Here is a 21,549-nt window from a genome sequence, read left to right as displayed (position 1 = left end):
CACGCCAACGCTATTCCGACGACGCTTGGCAGGCAGAGTGAAACCATGACGCAACCATTCCGGGATTTCGCGGCCGTACGGGCCGCAGCGCTGACCCTGCTGGCACCGGATGCGGATATGATGGCCGCCGCGCGTGAACGCGATCTGCAGCTGACCAAACCCACCGGGGCGCTGGCCCGACTGGAAGACTGCGTGTTCCATCTGGCCGCTTGGCAGCGCCGCGCCATCCCGCGTCTTGATAATATCCATATCGCAATCTTTGCCGGCAATCATGGCGTTGCTGCGCGTGGGGTCTCGGCATATCCAGCCGAAGTCACGGTGCAGATGGTGGCGAATTTCGAACGTGGCGGCGCGGCGATCAACCAGCTTGCGAGGCTGCACGGCGCGACACTGTCGGTTGCCGCGCTCGAGCTTAATCGTCCCACCGAAGACTTCTCCGTGGCGGCGGCCATGACGGAGGCGGACTGCCTCGCGGCGATCAATGCCGGCGCCACGGCTGTACCGTCCTCATGCGATCTGCTGGTACCCGGCGAAATGGGTATCGGCAATACCACCACTGCTGCCGCATTGGCGGCTGCGCTGTACGGCGGCAATGCCGCGAGCTGGGTCGGACCCGGCACGGGCGTGAATGGCGACGCCCTGGCGAGCAAGATTGGCGTGGTGGATGCCGCGCTCGGTTTTCATGCCGCGTGGCTGGGCGATCCTCTGGAAGCCCTGCGCCGGGTTGGCGGCCGGGAACTGGCTGCGCTGTTCGGTGCCGTGCTGATGGCGCGCCTGAAATCGGTTCCGGTTCTTCTGGACGGCTTTGTGGTTGGTGCCGCAGCGGCCGTACTGGCTCGCCTCAATCCCACCGGTCTGGAGCATTGCCTCGCCGGGCATGTCTCGGCCGAGCCGGGTCACCGCCGGCTGCTGGCCGAACTGGGGAAACCGGCCTTGCTGGATCTGGGCATGCGTCTGGGTGAAGGTGCGGGCGCGGCCGTTGCCATCGGCCTGCTGAAAGCCGCTGTTGCATGTCACGCCGGCATGGCAACCTTTGCCGAAGCCAGCGTCAGCCAGCGTGGCTGATCATATGTTCACTTGCTGGGATTAGCAGCGGAGTTGAAGCGGCCGAAATTGCCGAACAGCTGCTCCAGGACGGTCAGCTCCTTGCCGCGTGTAGGTGTTTCGCGTTCGACAAAGGCAATCTGCTTGCCGTCTTTCAAGCCATAGCGCTTCAGGTCCTTGACCTTCCCGTCCTTGTCGAAGGCAATGGAAACGACCTGCTGGTCGATCAGCTCTGGTGCAAGGAAGGCGACGGCTTCGGTTTCGCTCGAGATGTAGTAATAGGTCACGCCCCAATCCGGAAAGGTGGATGTGGTGGACGGCGAACCGAGCAGGGCGCCAACCTGCGCCTCAGTGGTCTGGCCGACCTGAATCTGTTTGAGCTTGTCTTCCTCGATAGTCACGCCGCGGAATTCCTGGCGCGGGGCGCAGGCGGCGATTGTCAGGATAATGGCGGCGGCCAGCAGGCTGCCACGAAAACGCATTGGCATGGCGGAAGACTCGCTCTAACGAGGGCGGCATATTATCTTCTGTCGCTCCGAAAGGCAAATGGCCACCATAGTCGTGTAATATTCGTGACGTAGAATCATATGCTTGCCAGAATTTTCTCACTTTTCGCTGGAAAACAGCCCGACCCACGGGCGGTTGATCTGTATAGCGGAATTGTTGCCCAGTCCCGCCAGGCCGGCTTTTACCGCGACCATGGGGTACCCGACAGTTTGGATGGCCGGTTCGACATGGTCGTGCTGCACAGTTTCCTTGTCATGCGCCGTCTGCGCCGGATCGGGAGCGAGGCTGAACCGCTCAATCAGCAGCTGTTCGACCTGATGTTTGCCGATATGGACAGCAATTTACGTGAAATCGGCGTTGGCGACCTGAGCGTGGGCAAAAAAGTGAAAACCATGGCCCAGGCCTTCTATGGCCGGGTCGAATCCTACGAGGCGGCACTACAGGCCGCAGACGATGCGGCCCTGCGCGAGGCCCTGGCCCGGAACCTCTATGCCGGCAAGGCGGCGCCCGACATGCCCGGCCTCAGGGCGGTTTCCACCTATGTCCGGCGGGCGGATGCTGAGCTGGCCGGCCAGCCGGATAGTGAAATTCTGGCGGGAAAGCTTGTTTTTCCGGCTCTGGCCGGCTGATACGGCAGCGGACAAAGCGGTTGACCGGGGGGCGGCTTGCCCCTATGTTCCGCCGCCTTGACCGCCCTGGTTGGAATCAAGAGGATTTATCGTGTCGAAAGACGCGCCTGGCAACGAATTCAGCCATGTCGTCGAGGTCGACCGGATCGGTCCTGAAGGCCTGACGCTGGCCCTGACGGCTGACGAACAGGCCCGTGCCGCGCTGGCGCGGCGGTTCCGTATTCCGGCCGTGCTGTCGCTGGTCGCCAAAGTCCGGCTGATGCCCGATCCGGCGACCGACCGACAGTATCTGGTGAAGGGCGAAATCGAGGCCGAGGTCGAACAGACCTGCGTAGTGTCGCTCGAACCGGTTCGGCAGCGGATTTCGGATGGTTTTATCCGCCGTTTCGCGCCGGCCGACATGATCGAGCCAGAGGCCGATCTGGGCGAAGACGAGGCGGAATGGCTGGATCCCGATGCCGAGGATCCGGTCGATCCGATCGAAAACGGCCTGATCGACGTCGGCGCCGTGGTTGCCGAGGAATTGGCCCTGGCGCTGGATCCGTATCCGCGCAAACCCGGGGCCGGCCTGCCGGAAGGGTATCGTCCGGATGCAGAAGAGGGGGCAAAAGTCAGCCCCTTTGCCGCCCTTGCGAAGCTGAAGGCGGCGAAAAAGGATTAAGGGAAAGCGCTTGGTCCCCGGGCGCGCCAAGAGTATATAGGCGGGGATTCTAGCCAAAGCGGTTAACGCGCATGCGGGCCCGCAGCGCGCGAATAGTGAGAGAGATGTGTCATGGCTGTTCCTAAGAAGAAGAAGTCCAAGTCCAAGCGCGACATGGGCCGTTCGCATGAAGCGTTGAGCGGCAGCGCTTATGTCGAATGCTCGAATTGCGGCGAACTGAAGCGCCCGCATCACGTTTGCGGTGCCTGCGGCCATTATGACGGCCGCGAGGTGGTTGCGAAGACGGCTGCCGCCTGAGCCCGCTCAGGCACTGGCATTGAATCGATAAGGGCAACGGGGTGACCGCGGCCTTAACGATTGCGCTCGATGCCATGGGGGGCGACCACGCCCCTGACATGGTGATCAAAGGTGCAGCGGCTCTGTTGCCGCGTTTCCCACAGGTAAAGTTCATCCTGTTCGGCGACGCGGCGCAGGTCGAGCCGTTGCTGCGCCGTTTTCCAAATCTGAAAGAGCGCTGTGAACTTCGGCACACCGCCGAAAAGGTCCTCAGCGAAGACAAGCCCAGCCAGGCCCTGCGCCGCGGCCGCAATACCAGCATGCGGTTGTCGATCGATGCCGTGGCGAGTGGCGAAGCCCATGCCATCGTGTCGGCCGGCAATACCGGCGCGCTGATGGCAATGGCGAAATTCGTGCTGCGCACGCTGCCGGGTATCGAGCGGCCCGCCATTGCCTCATTCCTGCCGACCCTGAAAGGCGAAACGGTCGTTCTCGACCTTGGCGCCAATGTCGAATGCGATGCGCGCAATCTGGTGCAGTTCGCCGTGATGGGCGCGAACCTGGCGCATTCGGCCCTAGGCCGGCACCGGCCGCGCGTTGGCCTGCTCAATGTCGGCGTCGAGGAACTGAAGGGCCATGACGAGGTGAGGGCTGCAGCGGACCTGCTGCGTGCCGTCGCCAAGCCGCCTTTCGAATTCGTCGGCTTCGTTGAAGGCAACGATATCGCCGGTGGCGAAGTCGATGTGATCGTCACCGACGGCTTCACTGGTAACATCGCCCTGAAGACGGTTGAAGGCACCGCCAAGCTGATGGCGTCGCTGCTGAAGTCCGCCTTCCAGCGTTCGATCTTCACCAAGATCGGCTATCTCTTCGCCAATTCCGGCCTTGCGATGCTGCGTGATCGCATGGATCCACGTTTTTATAACGGCGGCGTGCTGCTTGGCTTGAACGGTATCGTGGTCAAGAGCCACGGCGGCACCGATGATGTGGGCTTTGCTGCGGCGCTGGAAGTCGCCATCGATATGGCGCAGGATCGCCTGATCGAGCGGATCAAGGCCGATTTCGCCGGTGCGTTTGCCGGCTCGCTTGCCGCCCAGCCGACATCGGACGAGGCGGGGCAGGCAGAACAACAAGAGCCGCGTGTGAGGGCATCATGATTCGCTCGGTCGTCGTGGGATGCGGCAGTTATCTGCCGGAGCGAATCCTGACCAATGCCGATCTGGCAAAGATGGTCGACACCTCGGACGAGTGGATCGTCGAGCGCAGCGGCATCCGTCAGCGTCATATCGCCGCCGACAACGAGAAGACATCCGATCTGGCCATCAAGGCTTCCCAGGCCGCGCTGCAGAATGCCGGCCTGACGGCGGCCGATGTCGACCTGATCGTCCTTGCCACGGCGACGCCTGACCAGACTTTCCCTGCCACGGCCTGTCGCGTGCAGGCGGAACTTGGCATGACGCGCGGTTTCGCCTTCGATGTGCAGGCCGTTTGCTCGGGTTTCATTTTCGCGCTGGCCACCGCTGACAATTTCATCAAGGCGGGGCAGGCGAAAACAGCATTGGTGATCGGCGCGGAAACCTTTTCACGTATCCTCGACTGGACCGATCGCACCACCTGCGTATTGTTCGCCGACGGCGCCGGTGCCCTGGTGCTGCGCGCGGAAGAAGGCAAGGGCACGACCGATGATCGCGGCGTGCTGACCACGCATCTGCATTCCGATGGACGTCATAACGATCTGTTGTATGTCGATGGCGGTCCGTCCAGCACGCAGACGACGGGTCATGTTCGCATGCTGGGCAAGGAAGTGTTCCGCCATGCCGTCGTCAATCTGGCGGATGTGGTGAAAGAGACCCTGTCTGCCGTCGATATGAAGCCCGAACAGATCGACTGGCTCGTCCCGCACCAAGCCAACAAGCGCATCATCGACGGCACGGCCCGCAAGCTCGGCATGGATACCAGCCGCGTGGTGCTGACGGTCGATCACCATGGCAACACCTCGGCGGCTTCCGTGCCGCTGGCCCTGGCCGAGGCGGTGGCTGATGGGCGGATCAAGCGGGGTGATGTCCTGCTGCTGGAAGCCATGGGTGGCGGCTTTACCTGGGGCAGCGCACTGGTTCGCTGGTAATTTCCCCCGAAAGTAGTGCCCGGAACGCCATTCCCGCCATTCGCGCGGGCGATTCGGCCAAGGTCTTATTGACGGCCGGCTGGGGTTAAGTTAGCGTCCTCACAATAAAATTTGGCCAAAAAGGGGGCGTTGGTGATGACCGGTAACACCTTGACGCGGGCGCAACTCAGTGAGGCGATCTATCAGGAGGTCGGCCTCTCGCGCAGCGAGTCCGCCCAGCTGGTCGAAACCGTCCTGAACGAAATCATCGACAGCCTGATCGCCGACCACATGGTGAAGATTTCCTCGTTCGGCACGTTCCAGGTGCGCTCCAAGGGCGGGCGTATGGGCCGCAATCCGAAAACGGGCCAGGAAGTGCCGATCGATCCGCGCAAGGTGCTGGTTTTCCGGGCCAGCCATGTACTGAAGGAAAAGATCAACGCGGGCATGCATGCCCTGAGCCAGCAGGCCAAGGCTGGTATCTGAGTTCCGTCCGCGACAGGTATTCATGGCAGACGAACAGCAGCGGACAGACGGGGCGGCCACGGAAACATCAGGCCGAGTATCTGCAGGCAAAACCAAGGCCGACGCTGCTTTTCGCACGATCGGCGAAGTCGCCGAGCAGCTGGATCTGCCGCAGCACGTATTGCGATTCTGGGAAAAGAAATTCCATCAGGTTCGGCCTGTGAAGCGGAATGGCGGACGCCGCTATTACCGCAGCGAGGATATTGCCCTGCTGGGTGAAATCCGTGTGCTGCTGCACGAACAGGGCTACACCATCCGCGGCGTACAGAAGCTGTTGCGCGAAGGCGGGCTGGCCAAGGCGGTCCGCGCCCGCGCGCAGCAGGACAAGGCTGTCGCGCCGGCCCAAGATGCCGGGAAGCGCAAGGCTGTAAAGGCTGCGGGCGCGGGGCAGGACCGCCAGATGGGCATGCCATTCGACCTGCTTAACGACATGGGCAGCCTTCGTCAGGCCCTGAAATCATGCCTCCGGGACCTGGAAGGCATTCACGCCGATATTGTCGCGCGTCAGAGCCGCTGACTGATTTTCCAATGGCTTGGCCCGGTTGCGCCATACAAGGGCGCTGGCTATAGTGCGCGCCGCTTGATCGCCCGTCGCCTGCTTATCCGGCCGCCGGCGATCAGCCCGGTCGGAGCGTAGCGCAGCCTGGTAGCGCATCAGTCTGGGGGACTGGGGGTCGTGGGTTCAAATCCCGCCGCTCCGACCATTTTTTCATCCCGTTCGATAGGCGTATATGAAGTGGCACCGCAAATATTCGCGGTAAGCCATTGGTATAGTTTATTTCACAAGCATTCCGATTTATTCTTCGGCCAATGAGATGCTTCAGGCTTAAAGAATTTCATGCGCCTTGATGGCAGTTCTGACAATGGGCCAGAGCTTCGCCTCGGAAGCGCAGAAGATTACGTGATTATCTGCCTGCGCGACGGCATCCTGGCCATCACGGTTACGGGTGCGCCTATCGGCGGGCTGATCCACGATGCTATCCACACAGGCCTGCAGCAGGGCTGGCTGCATCCGGGAATTCCCACGTTGGTGGATGTGCGAGGTTTTCGCGGCAATGTCGACTGGCAGTCGATGCTCGCAATCAGTCGTATGACCGACTGGAGTAAGGGCAATACTCTCGTGACCAAAGTCGCCTATTTGACCAGCGATTCGCTGTTTTCGCTGCTGGTGAAGGCGGTCAGCACGCTGTTTCCGGCCAGCCGGCATAGGATATTTCCTGAGCCAGACGGGGCGCGACAATGGCTGATGTCAGGATCATCTGTTCTGGACTGAGGCTCAACTCCACCTTGCGCCGACCCCGATCAGCGCCGGCGCCCGGCTTACAATATTCCGCAGCATGTCCTGATAATGGTCCTTCGCCTCGGTACCGATCAGCGGGTCGGCATTGCTGCGGAAGGCGGTGTTGATGTCGGCCCAGTCCTGGGCATTCAATCGCGCTTCTGCCAGCGGAAACACCTGCTCTTCCTCAAGCCGCATATGGCCCCAGTGGAAGTCGGCATATTGTTTCACGAGGCTGCGGAAGGCCTCTCGCGCTTCCGGTTTTTCGGGATGCTCCTCAAAGCGTTTCAGCGCGCGGCGCAGGCCGGCCATCAACTCGCCATTGCGCTTGTGCTCGGCTTCGAGCGCGTCGAGCAATCCGACCGCGTCTGGCGCCCGCAGGCGAAGTTGTCGGAAGAGATACTGGTCTTCCTTGGGGTGATGAAAGCGGTCAGGGAATTCATCGATATAGGTGAGCATGGCCAGCAGAAGCCCGAAATCCGGTTTTCCACCCTGGCGGTTGAGGCTCTCTACGATGCTTAGAAGCCCGTGCAGCACTGCCGCCAAGCTACGATGCTCTGCGCGGATAATGGTGATGGCCTCCTGCATGCCTGCCTCCTGCTGATGATGCAGGTCAGAATGCCACCGAAGGCTGCATCGGCGTTGATCCAGCGCAAAATTGCTCGCTTTGGCAAAACGGGCCGGCTGTCAGGGCCTGCCACTTTCCAGGACGCCATAACCGGCATCCCGGATCGCGTTGCGGACATCGGCCTGGCGCTCCGGCGGCAGGGTCTTGAAGCGAACCTGCTTGCGCTGGAGGTCCACTTCGAAGGCCACTCCGGGGGCCGCGTTGCTGATTGCATTGCTGATGGCCCGTTTGCAGGCGTCGCAGCTCATGCCTTCAATGGTCAGGATATGCATGGTTTGCATTATAGGGGCTGAAGCGGGATCCGGCTATGGCCGCCCTTGCGGCCGACCGTCGCAGGCTTTTGAAATATATGGACTTTCCCCATCGGGCCGGGCCTGACCGGGAGGGGCAGATACTTGCAATCCGACCGCCCGCCGCTATAGTCCCCCTCTCGCGCCGGGCGACCGGCAAACCAATCAATACAGGGAGCCTTTCATGCTGATTTCCGAGGCCTACGCGCAGGCAGCCGGCGGCACCACCGACATGCTGACCTCGCTGCTGCCGCTGGTCCTGATTTTCGTCGTCTTCTATTTCCTGCTGATTCGTCCCCAGCAGAAAAAGATGAAGGAACATAAGGCGATGATCGAGGCCGTGCGGCGTGGTGACGTGGTCACCACCGCAGGCGGCATCGTTGGCAAGGTTACCAAGGTGCAGGAAGATGGCCTCGTGCAGATCGAGATCGCTGAAGGCGTCAAGGTAAAGGTGGTCAAGGGCACCATTACCGAGGTCCGTTCGAAGGGCGGCGATGTCGAGGACGACGACAAGTCCGAAGCCAAGGCAGGCTGATCATCGTATTTCGACAGCCGGCGCTGATTTCAGCGCCGGCTTTTGTTCCTTCCGGCCTTTTCGCTTGTTGCCGAGCTGGCTGAAGAGGTAATCCCGATGCTTTATTTCGCACCCTGGAAAACCGCGCTGGTGCTGCTCGTCACCCTAGCGGGGCTGGTAACCGCGGCACCCAATCTGCTGAGCAAGCAGCAGCTTTCCGCCCTGCCGTCGTGGATGCAGTTGCCGCAGATCAACCTCGGCCTTGATCTGCGCGGCGGTTCGCACCTGCTGCTGGAGGTCGATACTTCGGCAGTGTTACGGGAACGGCTGGAAGCGGTTGTCGAAGGCGCCCGCGAGGAACTGCGAAAGGAGCGGATCGGCTATACCAATCTGGGTATTACCGGCGGCAATGTCGTTGGCCTGCGGTTGCGCGATGCCGCTCAGGCGAACCGCGCCCGTGAATTGCTGGTGAAGCTGGGCCAGCCGCTGCAGGGCGGTGCGTTCAATCTTGGCGCCGGTGCCACTGATCTGCAGCTTGATATTTCTGCCGAAGGCGTGGTCCGCATGACCCTGTCGGAGCAGGCTGTGCGCGAGCGCGCCCGTTCCGCCGTCGCCCAATCCATGGAAATCGTGCGCCGGCGTATCGATCAGACCGGCGTCAACGAACCCACCATCCAGGTGCAGGGCAGTGACCGCATCCTCGTGCAGTTGCCCGGCGTGGACGATCCCGAACGCATCAAGCGCCTGCTTGGCACCACCGCCAAGCTGACCTTCCGCATGGTCGATACCAACGCGGATCCCAACATGCCTCCACCGCCCGGCACGGAGATACTGGAAGGCGACAAGCCGCGCATTCCGAATGCGCCGGTTGAACGCTATGTCGTGAAGCGCAAGGTCGAAGTGGCCGGCGACAACCTGGTGGACGCGCAGGCCGGATATGACCAGCGCAGCGGCCAGCCGATCGTTTCCTTCCGGTTTGACACCGTCGGCGGCAGGCGGTTTGCCGAGATCACACAGCAGTCGGTCGGCCTGCCGTTTGCCATCGTGCTAGACAACAAGGTGCTGAGCGCACCGGTGATTCGTGAGCCCATTCTTGGCGGTTCGGGCCAGATCAGTGGCAATTTCAGTGTGACCGAAGCCAATGATCTTGCCGTTCTGCTGCGTGCGGGTGCCTTGCCGGCGCCGCTGAAGGTGATCGAAGAGCGCGTGGTTGGTCCCGATCTGGGTGCCGATGCCATCCGTGCCGGCATCATTGCGATCATCATCGGCTTTGTTCTCGTCAACCTGTTCATGATCGCGGCTTATGGGTTGTTTGGCGCCTTCGCCGTCTTCGCCGTGACGCTGAACCTGGCGCTGATTCTGGGCATACTTTCGGCCATGCAGGCCACGCTGTCGTTGCCTGGCATTGCCGGCATCCTGCTGACCATCGGCATGGCCGTGGATGCCAATGTGCTGATCAACGAGCGCATCCGCGAGGAAGCGCGGCTTGGCAAGTCGGTGATCGCTTCGTTGGATGCTGGTTTCTCGCGGGCATTCTCCACGATCCTGGACTCCAACCTCACCACCCTGATTGCTATGGCAATCCTCTTTGCTGTCGGCAGCGGGCCGGTGCGCGGCTTTGCCGTCGCCATATCGGTCGGCATCATCACCTCTATGTTCACCGCCATTCTCGTGGTGCGCATGATGATGGTGAAATGGTTGAAAATATCCCGTCCGAAGTCGCTGGCAGTTTAAGGAATCGGCATCATGTTCCGTCTCCGACTGGTTCCGGAAAAGACCAATATCAAGTTCATGAAGGGGCGTTTCGCCGGTCTGGCGGTCTCCGCCTTCCTGTCAATCGCGTCGATTTTCCTGTTCTTCTATCCTGGCCTGAATTACGGCATCGATTTCAAGGGTGGCATCCTGATGGAGGTGCGTCTGCCGCAGGCCGCCGATTTCGGCGCCCTGCGTGGTCAGATCGGTGGGCTGAATTTGGGGGAAGTAGCGCTGCAGGAATTCGGCTCTTCCCGCGATGTCCTGATCCGTCTTGAGCGTCAGGGGACTTCCGACGAGGCCCAGAATGCCGCAGCCCAGAAGGTGCGCAGCGAACTGACCTCCACCTACCCGGGAACCGAAGTGCGGCGCGTGGAAGTGGTTGGCGGCAAAGTCAGCGCCGAACTCTTCCAGAGCGGCCTGCTTGCCGTGTTCCTCGCTCTTGGCGGCATCGCCATCTACATCTGGTTCCGGTTCGAGTGGATGTTCGCGCTGGCGGCGCTGGTTACGCTACTGCTCGATATCACGAAGATGATCGGATTTTTCGCAGTCACGCAGCTGCCATTCGGCCTCACGGCCGTGGCAGCGATCCTGACCATCATTGGCTATTCGATCAACGATAAGGTCGTGGTCTATGATCGCATGCGCGAGAACCTGCGCAAATACAAGTCCATGCCATTGCGCGAGCTGATCGACCTCAGCATCAACGAGACACTGTCGCGCACCATCTTCACCTCGATGACCACCTTCCTGGCCATGATCCCCTTGGCTTTCATGGGCGGTGAGGCGGTCGAGGTCTTCGCCATGGGCATGTTGTTCGGCATCGTGATCGGCACGTCGTCGTCGATCTTCATCGCGGCGCCGCTTGTGCTGCTGACCGGCGAGAAATGGCTGCGGCAGAAGAAAGCCGCCGAGGCCGCCGAGAAGGCCGCGGCGCAGCGGCCATAATCCAGAGGGACTGGAATGGACCTGCTGCCGCGCATTCCGGCCGACCGGCAGGTGATCAACGCCTACGGGGATGGCGGTTTCCGGATTTCAGGCCGGCACTGGACTGAGTCGGTGCTGGTATTCCCCGGCCAGACCATGGCCTGGGATATAGCCGATATAGGCAACCTGAGCGTTGCTTCACTGGAGCCGGCATTCGACATGCAGCCTGCCGTTGAGCTGCTGCTGATCGGCTGCGGCCCGAGCATGGTTTTCATCGACAAGGGCTTGCGGGCGGACATCCGTTCCCGCGGGTTGGTGATCGAGGCACTGGATACCGGTGCCGCCTGTCGCACCTATAACCTGCTGATGGGGGAAGGGCGGCGGGTGGCCGCCGCCCTCATACCCGTCTAGGCCTTTTTACCAGGCCCCGCCATTCTGCTGCGCCACCATGCAGTAGAGCATCGGCAGCGAGAGCACGAAGTTGGTACGCGAACCCAGCATGGCGACTCGGGCCGCCTTGGCCTTGGCGGCATCGTCGGCAGGGACGATGCCCAGGGCTTTCTTCTGGTTCGGCCAGATCAGGAACCAGACATTGGCGGCCATGAACAGGCCGAGATACATGCCGATGCCGATGGTGCGGGCGCCTTCCTGCAGCATGAAGGCCTGATGGCCGTAGCCATTGAGCACCGAAAGCACCAGGCCGGTAACCACGGTGGCCAGAGCCGCCCAGCGGAACCAGAACAGGGCTTCCGGCGCGATGAACTTACCGACCGCTGGTTTCAGCTCGGCCGGAATCTTCGGCATGGTCGGAATCTGAACGAAGTTGAAATACCAGAGCAGCCCGATCCACAGGATGCCGGACAGCACATGCAGCCAGCGAAAGAAAAAGCTCAGGAATGCAGCATCGAAGCTGCGATGAATCAGGAAAAACAGGACAAGCGCCAGAACGACGCCGGCACCGAGGGCCTTGTAGAGGTTTTCGAGAATCTTTGCCATGATGCGGTTCCTTACCGTCGTATTGTTGTCGCCGTTATTTATGCAGGCTTACGCGACGCAGAAGCAGCGCATCGCACGACATGCGGCGCCGGCGATCTGCGCAGGACAGCGCCGCGATTCTCGCACTTGCGATTCGCCGGCAAAGGCTAGCATAAATCCTGGTAGCGACAAGCGATCTTCCGGAACCCAACCAGCCGTGGCATGAGCGAATCGCCTGACGAATATTGCACCCGGGAACTGCGCAGTGCCGATCCTGACCGCTGGCTGACCGCCCTGTTCGCGCCGGATGCGCGGCGGCCAGGCCTGCATGCACTGTATGCGTTCAATGCCGAGATCGCCCGGGCCCGCGAAGCGGTCAGCCAGCCGATGATCGGGCAGATCCGCCTGCAATGGTGGCGGGAAGCCTGGGAGGGTATCTGGGAAAATCGGCCGCGCAACCACCCCGTTGTCAGGGCGCTGCATGCCCATTGCCAGCGCCTAGATCGCGGCAATGTGTTCGCCCTGATCGATGCGCGCGAAACCGACATGGAGGAAAAGCCGCCTGCCGACATGAATGCCTTGCTCGAATATGCCGAGGCAAGCTCCGCGCCACTGATGCAACTGGCTGCACAGCAGCTCGGGGCCGCTTTACCTCCTGATATCGCGCGTGATGCCGGCATCGCCTATGCGCTGATTGGCCTCCTGCGTGCAACACCGCATCTCGCAACCCAGCATCGTGTAATGCTGCCCGCGAACGTGCTTGGTGCGCATGGCCTGATGCCCGAAGATGTCTATCAGCGGGAAAATCACGCCAGTCTGGCGGCCGCCATGTCCGAAATAGCCGAAGAGGCGGGACGCAGGTTGCGTGCCGCCCGAAGCGGCCATGTGACCCGGGAAGCACTACCGGCTCTATTGCCGACAACGCTGGCAGGTCTACATCTGTCCGCACTAACCCGCCTGCATTTCGATGTGACCGCCGCGGAAAACGTTGTCACGCCGCTGCGCCGGCAGATGGCTTTGCTTTGGGCATCCTTGCGCGGCCGTTTTTAGGCCGCAGCAGCAGCCTTGCCGTTCATCAGCCACTGGGCCAGATCGGCAAGGGCGCGACGGCTTAAATAGCGTTTGCGCTCGTCCTTGCGTACATCGCCCGGAGGCGGCGGGAACAGGCCGAAATTCACATTCATCGGTTGGAAGTGCTTCGCATCGGTGCCGCCCGTGAGATGGCTGTGCAGCGCGCCGAGCGCCGTGGTCGGCGGCGGCGCTGCCTGTTCGCTGCCCAAACGCTGCGCTGCCGCCATGCGGCCGGCGATCAGGCCGATGGCGGTGCTTTCCACATAGCCTTCCACACCGGTGACCTGACCGGCGAAGCGCAGGCTCGGCATCGCCTTCAAGCGCATCTGAGCATCCAGCAGCTTGGGCGAATTCAGGAAGGTGTTGCGGTGGATGCCGCCCAGCCGGGCAAACTGCGCGTTCTCCAGCCCCGGTATCATGCGGAAGATACGCACCTGCTCGGCATGCTTCATCTTGGTCTGAAAGCCGACCATGTTATAGAGCGTGCCCAGCTTGTTGTCCTGCCGTAGTTGCACCACGGCATAGGGCTTGCGGCCGGTGCGCGGATCGATCAGGCCGACCGGCTTCATCGGGCCGAAGGTCAGTGTGCGTGGGCCACGTTCCGCCATCACCTCGATGGGCAGGCAGCCCTCGAAATACGGCGTGTTCTTTTCCCAGTCCTTGAATTCGGTTTTCTCGGCCTCTAGCAGGGCTGCATGGAATTCCAGGTAGTTCGGCTTCTCGAAGGGGCAGTTGATGTAATCGGCGCCTTCACCCTGTTCGCCGCTGCCGCCGGGGCCCACCTTGTCGTAGCGCGACTGGAACCAGGCCTTGTCCATGTCGATGCTGTCGCGATAGACGATCGGCGCGATGGCATCGAAAAAGGCCAGGCTCTGCTCGCCGGTCAGGGTCCGGATCGCTTCGGCCAGGGCCGGTGAGGTGAGGGGGCCGGTGGCAATGATCACGTTGTCCCATTCGGCCGGCGGCAGGCCGGCGATTTCCTCGCGTTGCAAGGTGATCAGCGGTTCGGCCTCGATGGCCCTCTGTACCTCGGCGGAAAACACATCGCGGTCCACGGCTAGTGCGCCACCGGCCGGTACCTTGGCGATGTCGGCCGCCCGCATGATCAGGGAATTGCAGCGGCGAAGTTCTTCATGCAGCAGGCCGACGGCATTGCTTTCGGCATCGTCGGAGCGGAAAGAATTCGAACAGACCAGCTCGGCCAGTCCGTCGCCCTGATGGGCATCGGTTTTCCGCACCGGCCGCATCTCGTGCAGCACCACGGGCACGCCCAGGCGGGCCACTTGCCATGCCGCTTCCGAACCGGCCAGGCCCCCGCCGATGATGTGGATGGGTTTAATCTGCGTCATGAACCATCTCCTCAAGCGCGGCGACGCTGTCGGCGCTCAAAATCTTCATGGCAATCGCCTGGCTGAATCCCCGTCGTGCCAGCGCGCCCATGTCCTTATGCCGCATCTCGCGGCGCTGCTGCGGATCGGCACGATAGGGGCCCAGCTTGCGTTTGCGGGCAAAGGCGGCGGCTGCAGGCAGGTCGGAAACCGGGGTGGCGGACTCCGCTTCCAGTCGCGCCAGCGCGGCCGCCACATCGTCCTTGTTCACGCCCTTTACCGCCAGCGTCTGCCGGATGCGGCCGAGCGACTTGCCTTCGGCATAAAGCCGCCTTACGCGACTTTCCGCATAGGCGCGATCATCGAGCAGGTTGCTGCGCTGCAGCTTGGCGATCAGCTCGGCAACCCAGCCGGTGGCTTCCTCGCGAGTCGGAGCGCCATGCACCTCGATAGAGCGCCGGATCTTGCGGTCCAGAACCCGGCGGAGATTCTCCGCCGAGCTGCTGTAGCGTTCCAGGTAAAACAGCGCGGCCCGTTCCAGATATGTTGGCGTGATCTTTTTGGGCTGGCCGCGCGGCATGGGAAGAAGGCTTGGATCAGCCCAGCAAGGCGGCGATGCCGGCCTGGGCGACCTGTGCATCTTCCGACGACTTCACGCCGGATACGCCCACGCCGCCGATGCAGATGCCATCGACCATGATCGGCTCACCGCCCTCCAGCAGCACGAGGTCGGGCACCGACAGGAAGGCGTTGCGACCATTGCCGACGATCTCTTCCAGTGCCTTGGTCGGGCGGCGGGCGTATGAGGCGGCCTTGGCCTTGCCCTGGCTGATCCAGGTGGACTGGATCGGCGCGCCATCCAGACGCTGGAAATGCAGCAGATGGCCACCGTCGTCGGTGATGGCGATGCTGACCTTCCAGCCATTCTTCTTGGCTTCCGCCTCGGCGGCGGCGGCGATTGTCTGGACGTCGTCGAGGGTCAGCGCCTTACGCGTGATCATGGAATGAAAATCCTTTCCTTGTTTTATGCCGCCGCATCGCGACGGGTTTTCTTCTGGGGCGGGGCGGTCCGCTGCGTCGCCGGTTTCAGGTACTCCTTCAGATACTGGCCAGTATAGCTTTCCTTCACCTTGGCCACATCCTCCGGCGTGCCCTGGGCCACCACACGGCCACCGCCGTTGCCGCCTTCGGGGCCCATGTCGACGATCCAGTCGGCCGTCTTGATGACTTCCAGGTTATGCTCGATCACGATCATGGTGTTACCGGAATCCACCAGTTCGTGCAGGACTTCCAGCAGCTTGCGCACATCCTCGAAATGCAGGCCCGTGGTGGGCTCGTCGAGGATATACAACGTGCGGCCGGTGGCGCGCTTGGACAACTCCTTGGCCAGCTTCACGCGCTGGGCCTCGCCGCCCGAGAGCGTGGTAGCCGATTGGCCGATCTTGATATAGCCCAGCCCGACGCGATTGAGGGTTTCCAGTTTCTCGCGAATTGTGGGTACAGCCTTGAAGAACTCGACGCCGTCTTCCACGGTCATGTCGAGCACATCGGCAATCGACTTGTCGCGATAGTGGATTTCCAGCGTCTCGCGGTTATAGCGTTTGCCCTTGCAGACGTCGCATTGCACATACACGTCGGGCAGGAAGTGCATCTCGATCTTGATCAGGCCATCGCCCTGGCAGGCCTCGCAGCGGCCGCCCTTGACGTTGAACGAAAAACGACCGGGCGCATAACCGCGCGCCTTGGCCTCGGGCAGGCCGGCAAACCAGTCGCGGATCGGGCCAAACGCCCCGGTATAGGTAGCCGGGTTGGAGCGCGGTGTGCGGCCGATGGGCGACTGGTCGATGTCGACGATCTTATCGATCCATTCCAGACCTTCGATGCGGTCATGCAGGCCCGGAATCTCGCGGCTGTTGTTCAACTTGCGCGACACGGCCTTGAACAGCGTTTCAATGGTCAGTGTCGACTTGCCGCCACCCGAGACGCCGGTGACGCAGGTGAAGATGCCGAGTGGGAACTCGACCGATATGTTCTGCAGGTTGTTGGCCTTGGCGCCAATCACCTTCAGCAGCTTGTTGGCGACGCGCTTGCGGCGCTGCTTGGGCACGGCCACCGATCTCACGCCGGTCAGATACTGACCGGTGACCGATTTCTTGGCGGCCATGATCTCTTCCGGTGTGCCCTGGGCAATGATCTCGCCGCCATGCACGCCGGCAGCCGGCCCCATATCGATCACATGGTCGGCGGTACGGATCGCTTCCTCGTCATGCTCGACCACCAGCACGGTGTTGCCGATGTCGCGCAGATGCACCAGGGTTTCGAGCAGTTTGGCATTGTCGCGCTGATGCAGGCCGATGGAGGGCTCGTCCAGCACGTAGAGCACCCCGGTCAGGCCCGAGCCGATCTGCGAGGCCAGCCGGATGCGCTGGCTTTCGCCACCCGACAATGTGCCGGACGATCGCGACATCGAGAGATAATCAAGGCCGACATTGACCAGGAAGCCGAGGCGGTCGTTGATTTCCTTCAGGATGCGGGAAGCGATGTCCTTTTCCTTCGGCTTCAGTTTCCTGGTCAGATCCAGGAACCATTGCCGCGCCTCGGCAATCGAGAATTCGCAGACCTGGCCGATATTCAGGCCGCCGACCTTCACTGCCAATGCCTCGGGCTTCAGGCGATAGCCGCCGCAGGTCTCGCAGGCGGTCTGCGACTGATAGCGCGACAACTCCTCACGGATCATGTCGGATTCAGTCTCGCGCCAGCGCCGTTCCAGGTTGGGCAATACACCCTCGAAAGGTCGTTTCACCGTATAGGTGCGCATGCCATCGTCATAGGTGATCGGCACGATATCGTCGCCCGAACCGTGCAGGATGGCGTTGCGGGTCTTGGCCGGCAGGTCCTTCCATTTGGTCGCCAGCGAGAATTTATAGAACTTGGCTAGGCCTTCCAGCGTCTGCAGATAGTAAGGCGAGGGGGTGGCGGCACGCGACCACGGCACGATCGCACCGTCGCGCAACGTCACCGCTTCATCAGGCACCACCATGGCCGGATCAAAATACATCTTCGAGCCCAGGCCGTCGCAGGTGGGGCAGGCACCATGCGGACTGTTGAATGAGAACAGCCGCGGCTCGGTCTCCTCAATGGTGAAACCGGAAACCGGGCAGGCGAACTTGGCCGAGAAGATGGTGCGTTCGTCCTTGTCGGCATTCTCGGCAAAGGCGATGCCGTCGGCCAGGTTCAGTGCGGTCTCGATGGAATCGGCGAGGCGGGTCTGGATGCCATCGCGCACCACCACACGGTCGACCACCACTTCGATATCGTGCTTAAGCTTCTTGTTCAACGCCGGGACTTCAGCGATCTCATGCAGCTTGCCATCCACCTTCACGCGCTGAAATCCACGCTTCTGCAGGTCCTGCAGTTCCTTTTTGTATTCGCCCTTGCGGCCGCGCACGATGGGAGCCAACAGATACAATCGTGTGCCTTCCGTCATAGCCATCACGCGGTCGACCATCTGGCTGACCGTCTGGCTTTCGATCGGCAGGCCGGTGGCCGGCGAATAGGGCACGCCGACGCGGGCATACAGCAGGCGCAGGTAGTCGTAGATCTCGGTGACGGTACCGACCGTGGAGCGGGGATTCTTCGACGTGGTCTTCTGCTCGATCGAGATCGCCGGGCTGAGGCCGTCGATGTGATCCACATCCGGTTTCTGCATCAGTTCCAAGAACTGGCGGGCATAGGCCGACAGGGATTCGACATAGCGTCGCTGGCCCTCGGCATAGATGGTGTCGAATGCCAGCGAGGATTTGCCCGAGCCGGACAGGCCGGTCAGAACCACCAGCTTGTCGCGGGGGATGTCGACATCGACATTCTTGAGATTGTGCTCGCGGGCACCGCGGACCGAAATGAACTTCTGCATGGTTTTTTGCGCCGAGTCTCTGGGGGGCCGAATATTGCGCTTTTCAGGACAGTTCTTCACTATACGCCATTCGCATGATATAAGATCACTTCGTGAACGGATAGGGGTTAAGATATGGCTGGCAGCGTTAACAAGGTGATCCTGGTCGGAAATCTAGGGCGCGACCCCGAGATCCGTAGCATGCAGTCGGGCGAGGAGATTGCCCAGCTTTCCATCGCCACCTCCGAGACCTGGCGCGACAAGGCCTCGGGCGAGCGCAAAGAGCGCACCGAGTGGCATAGAGTGGTGATTTTCAACGAAAATCTGGTCAAGGTGGCCAAGCAGTTCCTCAAAAAGGGCTCCAAGGTCTATATCGAGGGTTCGCTGCAGACCCGGAAATGGACCGACAAGGACGGCGCCGAGAAATACACCACCGAGGTCGTGTTGCAGCGCTTCCGGGGTGAGCTGACCATGCTGGATGGCCGTGGTGAAGGCGGCGGCGGTGGCGGCTCCTATGGCGGCGGTGACGACTATGCCGGCGGCGGTTCCTCGGGCGGATTCGGGGGCGGTGCTGGTGGCGGCCGCTCCTCCGGCGGCGGTTCGCCGCCCCGCCGCGACGACCTGGACGACGAAATCCCGTTCTGAGCTGGGTTTCTATCCGAAACGCAAAAAAAGGCGCAGACCGAAATCTGCGCCTTTTCCATGTTCGGCGGCCTAACGCCGCATCAGTGAGGTCAGTAACACCCCAAGCCCTGCTGCTATGCCAACGGCTGCCAGCGGATGTTCCCGAGCGACAGGCTCGATCTGGCTGCGCAGTTTCTCAACCTCGTCCTGCAAACCATGGCTTGGCCAATATTGCCAGACCAGAGCGGCGATCATGCCCAGCAGCACGATCAGTCCAATCAGGCTGCCGCCGGCCGCCAGTGCCGCCCAGGCCGGCATCATGCTCGCCCCATAGGCCAGGAACAGCGACCAGCCGAACAGCATGAAGGCGGCCAGCAGCGCGGCGCAGGCTATGGTGCCCAAACCGGCCACAACGGCAATCCGCTGTCGCTGCCGTCGGGAGGCTGCAGCCTGCACCCCGCCCATCAGCAGGCCGGGCAATAGGCTTGCCAGCGGGCCGAGCATTATTTCCGCAGCAGCAGGGTGAGGGCGGCGCCTGCGGCAAAAGCTGCCAGCAGGCTGCTGCCGGGATGCTCCTTCACCGTCTCCTCGACCCGGCCAAGTGCTTCCCGGCCAAGATCTTTCCAGTCGCCGGCCAACGCCTGGATGCGGGTCTGCAATTCAGACAATTCGGCCTCTGCCAGCGCGGTGCCATCCTTCTTGGCGCGGGAAATCAGGCTACCCAATTGGGTGCCGATATCGGAAACCTGCTCGCGCAGTTCGGCCAGATCGGCTTCCGCCGCCGCAGTTGTGTTTTGTCGGTTCATGCGAGCCATGACGATGCTCCTTAATGAATGTGTGGGGGCTTAGTGGCGGCGCTTGGCGTCATCCAGATCGTTCAGCCAGTCGGCAACCTGCCGTTCGGCCTGATCGGTGATGATGCCGTAGCGTTCCTGGATCTTGCCGACCAGTTGCTCACGGCGACCGTCGATCACCGAGATGTCGTCGTCGGTCAGTTCGCCCCAGCGCTCGCGGGCCTTGCCGGAAAATTGTTTCCAGTTGCCGGCGATGCGATCCCAGGACGGCAGCGCGGCTTTTACATTGGCTTCCATGCGTTTGTTCGGCATGACGAGATCTCCTTGAATATCGGATGGGATGGCGGATGAAAAATTACTTGGACTGGGCCTTCTCCCATTCATCCACCTGCTTCTCGGCTTCGTTTTTGGCAATGCCGTAGCGCTCCTGGATCTTGCCGACCAGTTCCTGCCGCTTGCCGTTGATGACGGTGATGTCGTTGTCGGTAAGCTTGCCCCAGCGCTGCTTCACCTTGCCGGCAAACTGATTCCAGTTGCCTTCGACCTGATCCCAGGTACCGCTGGCGGCATAAACTGCCGCAGGCGGCGCCGCAGCCAGAAGGGCAATGGCTGAAACGGCGGCAATAGCGATCTTGCGCATGCAAAACCTCCTTTTGATTAATGAATTGAGGAACGTGAGGGAAACCCGCGAGAGCGGATATGGTTCCCGAATGAATTCCGGAATTTTCCCGCATATACAGGCAATAAGGCGATGTCGCTAAAGCAATACCGCCGTGCCTGTCATGCAAAGGATGGTCAGGGGATGTGGCCTGACGAAGGAGATGCCTGGGCCATTCGATGGCGAAGATGTGACGACAATGTGGCGGATGACTACCGCGAATTCAGCCGGCCTTTTCTTGCCGTTTCACCTGATTCCAGGCCTCATCCATGGTGGCAAGATCGCAATCCGTCAGCGCCTTGCCTTCAGATTGCAGAATCTTTTCCATCGCGGTGAAGCGTCGCTCGAATTTCCGGTTGGCCGCGCGCAGGCAGTCTTCCGGATCGAGCTTCAAGTGACGGGCCAGATTGGCGACGACGAAAAGGAAGTCGCCGAATTCTTCCGCGGTTGTCTGCGCAGTACCAGCTTCGATCTCGTGTTCGAGTTCCTGCAGTTCTTCTTTGATCTTGTCGATCACCGGCCGTTTGTCGGGCCAGTCGAAGCCCACGCGCGCCGCCCGGTTCTGCAGTTTGACGGCGCGCAGCAGAGCGGGCAGGCCTGCTGTGATTCCAGCCAGCACCGGCGATACGTCATCCTGTGAACTTGCAGACTTGGCCGCACGTTCAGCAGCCTTGATGCTTTCCCAGTTCGTGCTGACGGCTTCCGGGCGGTCGGCAGAAACATTGCCGAAGACATGCGGATGCCGCCGGATCATCTTGTCGCTGATCCCTTTAGCGACGTCGCCAAAGGAAAAATGGCCCGCTTCCTCTGCCATCCGACTGTGGAACACCACTTGCAGCAACAGGTCGCCCAGCTCGTCTTTCAGGCCGGCCATATCATTGCGGGCGATGGCGTCTTCGACCTCGTAAGCTTCTTCGATGGTATAGGGTGCGATAGTTGCGAAGGTCTGCTCCAGGTCCCACGGGCAGCCGTCATTCGGATCGCGCAGCCGGGCCATGATGGCCAGTAATTCGGTCAGGCTGGAAAGGTCTGGCTTGGCAGTCATCGGATCGCACCGGCTCAACAATCGTG

At 61.5% G+C, this 21,549-nt stretch carries 28 protein-coding genes and 1 tRNA gene; 16 read left to right on the top strand and 13 right to left on the bottom strand.

Annotated elements, in window-relative coordinates:
- Nucleotides 1–45 precede the first annotated feature (45 nt).
- Nucleotides 46–1,065: a nicotinate-nucleotide--dimethylbenzimidazole phosphoribosyltransferase gene (gene cobT / locus ACK4FJ_RS15520; RefSeq protein WP_409767627.1), complete on the top strand. Its 1,020-nt coding sequence runs from the start codon at nt 46–48 to the stop codon at nt 1,063–1,065.
- A gap of 8 nt (nt 1,066–1,073) precedes the next feature.
- Here the strand turns inward: cobT and ACK4FJ_RS15515 are convergent, their stop codons facing one another.
- Nucleotides 1,074–1,532, bottom strand: a complete 459-nt coding sequence (locus ACK4FJ_RS15515) for an outer membrane protein assembly factor BamE (protein WP_409767626.1) — start codon at nt 1,530–1,532, stop codon at nt 1,074–1,076.
- A 99-nt stretch (nt 1,533–1,631) separates the two neighbouring features.
- Between ACK4FJ_RS15515 and ACK4FJ_RS15510 the strand changes: the two genes are divergently transcribed.
- The 9 genes from ACK4FJ_RS15510 (at nt 1,632) to ACK4FJ_RS15470 (ending at nt 7,019) form a co-directional block, all read left to right on the top strand.
- A complete protein-coding gene (locus ACK4FJ_RS15510; protein WP_409767625.1) occupies nt 1,632–2,180 on the top strand; it encodes a ubiquinol-cytochrome C chaperone family protein in 549 nt (182 codons plus the stop codon).
- A 91-nt stretch (nt 2,181–2,271) separates the two neighbouring features.
- Nucleotides 2,272–2,841: a YceD family protein gene (locus ACK4FJ_RS15505; RefSeq protein WP_409767624.1), complete on the top strand. Its 570-nt coding sequence runs from the start codon at nt 2,272–2,274 to the stop codon at nt 2,839–2,841.
- Between the two features lie 111 nt (nt 2,842–2,952).
- Complete coding sequence (gene rpmF, locus ACK4FJ_RS15500; RefSeq protein WP_409767623.1) at nt 2,953–3,138, top strand: 50S ribosomal protein L32; 186 nt, start codon at nt 2,953–2,955, stop codon at nt 3,136–3,138.
- 41 nt (nt 3,139–3,179) lie between these two features.
- Nucleotides 3,180–4,274 (top strand): phosphate acyltransferase PlsX, encoded by a 1,095-nt coding sequence (gene plsX / locus ACK4FJ_RS15495; protein WP_409767622.1) that lies wholly within the window; start codon nt 3,180–3,182, stop codon nt 4,272–4,274.
- Nucleotides 4,268–5,242 (top strand): beta-ketoacyl-ACP synthase III, encoded by a 975-nt coding sequence (locus tag ACK4FJ_RS15490; protein WP_409767853.1) that lies wholly within the window; start codon nt 4,268–4,270, stop codon nt 5,240–5,242. Before plsX ends, ACK4FJ_RS15490 begins: the two co-directional genes overlap by 7 nt.
- 135 nt (nt 5,243–5,377) lie before the next feature.
- Nucleotides 5,378–5,707, top strand: a complete 330-nt coding sequence (locus tag ACK4FJ_RS15485; RefSeq protein WP_409767621.1) for an integration host factor subunit alpha — start codon at nt 5,378–5,380, stop codon at nt 5,705–5,707.
- Between the two features lie 22 nt (nt 5,708–5,729).
- The gene (locus ACK4FJ_RS15480; protein WP_409767620.1) at nt 5,730–6,263 is read left to right on the top strand and encodes a MerR family transcriptional regulator; all 534 of its coding nucleotides are present in this window, start codon (nt 5,730–5,732) and stop codon (nt 6,261–6,263) included.
- A gap of 110 nt (nt 6,264–6,373) precedes the next feature.
- Nucleotides 6,374–6,450, top strand: a tRNA-Pro gene (locus ACK4FJ_RS15475).
- A gap of 134 nt (nt 6,451–6,584) precedes the next feature.
- Nucleotides 6,585–7,019 (top strand): hypothetical protein, encoded by a 435-nt coding sequence (locus ACK4FJ_RS15470; protein WP_409767619.1) that lies wholly within the window; start codon nt 6,585–6,587, stop codon nt 7,017–7,019.
- Between the two features lie 3 nt (nt 7,020–7,022).
- Here the strand turns inward: ACK4FJ_RS15470 and ACK4FJ_RS15465 are convergent, their stop codons facing one another.
- Nucleotides 7,023–7,613, bottom strand: coding sequence for a hemerythrin domain-containing protein (locus ACK4FJ_RS15465; protein ID WP_409767618.1), 591 nt, complete (start codon nt 7,611–7,613; stop codon nt 7,023–7,025).
- A gap of 99 nt (nt 7,614–7,712) precedes the next feature.
- Nucleotides 7,713–7,925: a heavy-metal-associated domain-containing protein gene (locus ACK4FJ_RS15460; protein WP_409767617.1), complete on the bottom strand. Its 213-nt coding sequence runs from the start codon at nt 7,923–7,925 to the stop codon at nt 7,713–7,715.
- A 202-nt stretch (nt 7,926–8,127) separates the two neighbouring features.
- Between ACK4FJ_RS15460 and yajC the strand changes: the two genes are divergently transcribed.
- The 4 genes from yajC to ACK4FJ_RS15440 all read left to right on the top strand — a co-directional run bounded on the left by yajC (nt 8,128) and on the right by ACK4FJ_RS15440 (nt 11,547).
- On the top strand, nt 8,128–8,478 hold the full coding sequence (gene yajC / locus ACK4FJ_RS15455; RefSeq protein ID WP_409767616.1) for a preprotein translocase subunit YajC: 351 nt from the start codon (nt 8,128–8,130) through the stop codon (nt 8,476–8,478).
- Between the two features lie 96 nt (nt 8,479–8,574).
- Nucleotides 8,575–10,191 carry a protein translocase subunit SecD gene (gene secD, locus ACK4FJ_RS15450; RefSeq protein WP_409767615.1) on the top strand — a complete coding sequence of 539 codons (1,617 nt, stop codon included), beginning with the start codon at nt 8,575–8,577 and terminating at the stop codon, nt 10,189–10,191.
- Between the two features lie 12 nt (nt 10,192–10,203).
- On the top strand, nt 10,204–11,157 hold the full coding sequence (gene secF / locus ACK4FJ_RS15445; protein WP_409767614.1) for a protein translocase subunit SecF: 954 nt from the start codon (nt 10,204–10,206) through the stop codon (nt 11,155–11,157).
- Between the two features lie 15 nt (nt 11,158–11,172).
- Nucleotides 11,173–11,547, top strand: coding sequence for an Mth938-like domain-containing protein (locus ACK4FJ_RS15440; protein ID WP_409767613.1), 375 nt, complete (start codon nt 11,173–11,175; stop codon nt 11,545–11,547).
- Between the two features lie 6 nt (nt 11,548–11,553).
- Here the strand turns inward: ACK4FJ_RS15440 and ACK4FJ_RS15435 are convergent, their stop codons facing one another.
- Nucleotides 11,554–12,132: a urate hydroxylase PuuD gene (locus ACK4FJ_RS15435; RefSeq protein ID WP_409767612.1), complete on the bottom strand. Its 579-nt coding sequence runs from the start codon at nt 12,130–12,132 to the stop codon at nt 11,554–11,556.
- A gap of 201 nt (nt 12,133–12,333) precedes the next feature.
- On the opposite strand from ACK4FJ_RS15435, the gene ACK4FJ_RS15430 reads away from it, so the two are divergent.
- Nucleotides 12,334–13,161 (top strand): phytoene/squalene synthase family protein, encoded by an 828-nt coding sequence (locus ACK4FJ_RS15430; protein WP_409767611.1) that lies wholly within the window; start codon nt 12,334–12,336, stop codon nt 13,159–13,161.
- On the opposite strand, the gene trmFO is transcribed toward ACK4FJ_RS15430, so the two are convergent.
- The 4 genes from trmFO to uvrA are packed head-to-tail and all read right to left on the bottom strand — an operon-like array spanning nt 13,158 to nt 18,423.
- The gene (gene trmFO / locus ACK4FJ_RS15425; RefSeq protein ID WP_409767610.1) at nt 13,158–14,531 is read right to left on the bottom strand and encodes a methylenetetrahydrofolate--tRNA-(uracil(54)-C(5))-methyltransferase (FADH(2)-oxidizing) TrmFO; all 1,374 of its coding nucleotides are present in this window, start codon (nt 14,529–14,531) and stop codon (nt 13,158–13,160) included. The two genes, ACK4FJ_RS15430 and trmFO, sit on opposite strands and share 4 nt — an antisense overlap.
- Nucleotides 14,518–15,090: a regulatory protein RecX gene (locus tag ACK4FJ_RS15420; RefSeq protein ID WP_409767609.1), complete on the bottom strand. Its 573-nt coding sequence runs from the start codon at nt 15,088–15,090 to the stop codon at nt 14,518–14,520. Before ACK4FJ_RS15420 ends, trmFO begins: the two co-directional genes overlap by 14 nt.
- 16 nt (nt 15,091–15,106) lie before the next feature.
- Nucleotides 15,107–15,511 (bottom strand): GlcG/HbpS family heme-binding protein, encoded by a 405-nt coding sequence (locus tag ACK4FJ_RS15415; protein ID WP_409767608.1) that lies wholly within the window; start codon nt 15,509–15,511, stop codon nt 15,107–15,109.
- Nucleotides 15,512–15,534: 23 nt separating this feature from the next.
- Nucleotides 15,535–18,423 (bottom strand): excinuclease ABC subunit UvrA, encoded by a 2,889-nt coding sequence (uvrA, locus tag ACK4FJ_RS15410; protein WP_409767606.1) that lies wholly within the window; start codon nt 18,421–18,423, stop codon nt 15,535–15,537.
- A 114-nt stretch (nt 18,424–18,537) separates the two neighbouring features.
- On the opposite strand from uvrA, the gene ssb reads away from it, so the two are divergent.
- The gene (gene ssb, locus ACK4FJ_RS15405; protein ID WP_409767605.1) at nt 18,538–19,047 is read left to right on the top strand and encodes a single-stranded DNA-binding protein; all 510 of its coding nucleotides are present in this window, start codon (nt 18,538–18,540) and stop codon (nt 19,045–19,047) included.
- Nucleotides 19,048–19,116: 69 nt separating this feature from the next.
- Here the strand turns inward: ssb and ACK4FJ_RS15400 are convergent, their stop codons facing one another.
- The 5 genes from ACK4FJ_RS15400 to mazG form a co-directional block, all read right to left on the bottom strand.
- A complete protein-coding gene (locus ACK4FJ_RS15400; protein WP_409767603.1) occupies nt 19,117–19,530 on the bottom strand; it encodes a hypothetical protein in 414 nt (137 codons plus the stop codon).
- Complete coding sequence (locus ACK4FJ_RS15395; RefSeq protein ID WP_409767602.1) at nt 19,530–19,841, bottom strand: hypothetical protein; 312 nt, start codon at nt 19,839–19,841, stop codon at nt 19,530–19,532. Before ACK4FJ_RS15395 ends, ACK4FJ_RS15400 begins: the two co-directional genes overlap by 1 nt.
- 30 nt (nt 19,842–19,871) lie before the next feature.
- Nucleotides 19,872–20,117: a CsbD family protein gene (locus ACK4FJ_RS15390; RefSeq protein WP_409767852.1), complete on the bottom strand. Its 246-nt coding sequence runs from the start codon at nt 20,115–20,117 to the stop codon at nt 19,872–19,874.
- A gap of 58 nt (nt 20,118–20,175) precedes the next feature.
- Nucleotides 20,176–20,418: a CsbD family protein gene (locus ACK4FJ_RS15385; RefSeq protein ID WP_374305438.1), complete on the bottom strand. Its 243-nt coding sequence runs from the start codon at nt 20,416–20,418 to the stop codon at nt 20,176–20,178.
- Nucleotides 20,419–20,701: 283 nt separating this feature from the next.
- On the bottom strand, nt 20,702–21,523 hold the full coding sequence (gene mazG / locus ACK4FJ_RS15380; RefSeq protein WP_409767601.1) for a nucleoside triphosphate pyrophosphohydrolase: 822 nt from the start codon (nt 21,521–21,523) through the stop codon (nt 20,702–20,704).
- Nucleotides 21,524–21,549: the final 26 nt, after the last annotated feature.

It is taken from the genome of Ferrovibrio sp. (assembly GCF_046297595.1).
In the GTDB taxonomy this organism is placed as follows: domain Bacteria; phylum Pseudomonadota; class Alphaproteobacteria; order Ferrovibrionales; family Ferrovibrionaceae; genus Ferrovibrio.
This window is presented reverse-complemented; position numbering and strand designations above follow the sequence as displayed.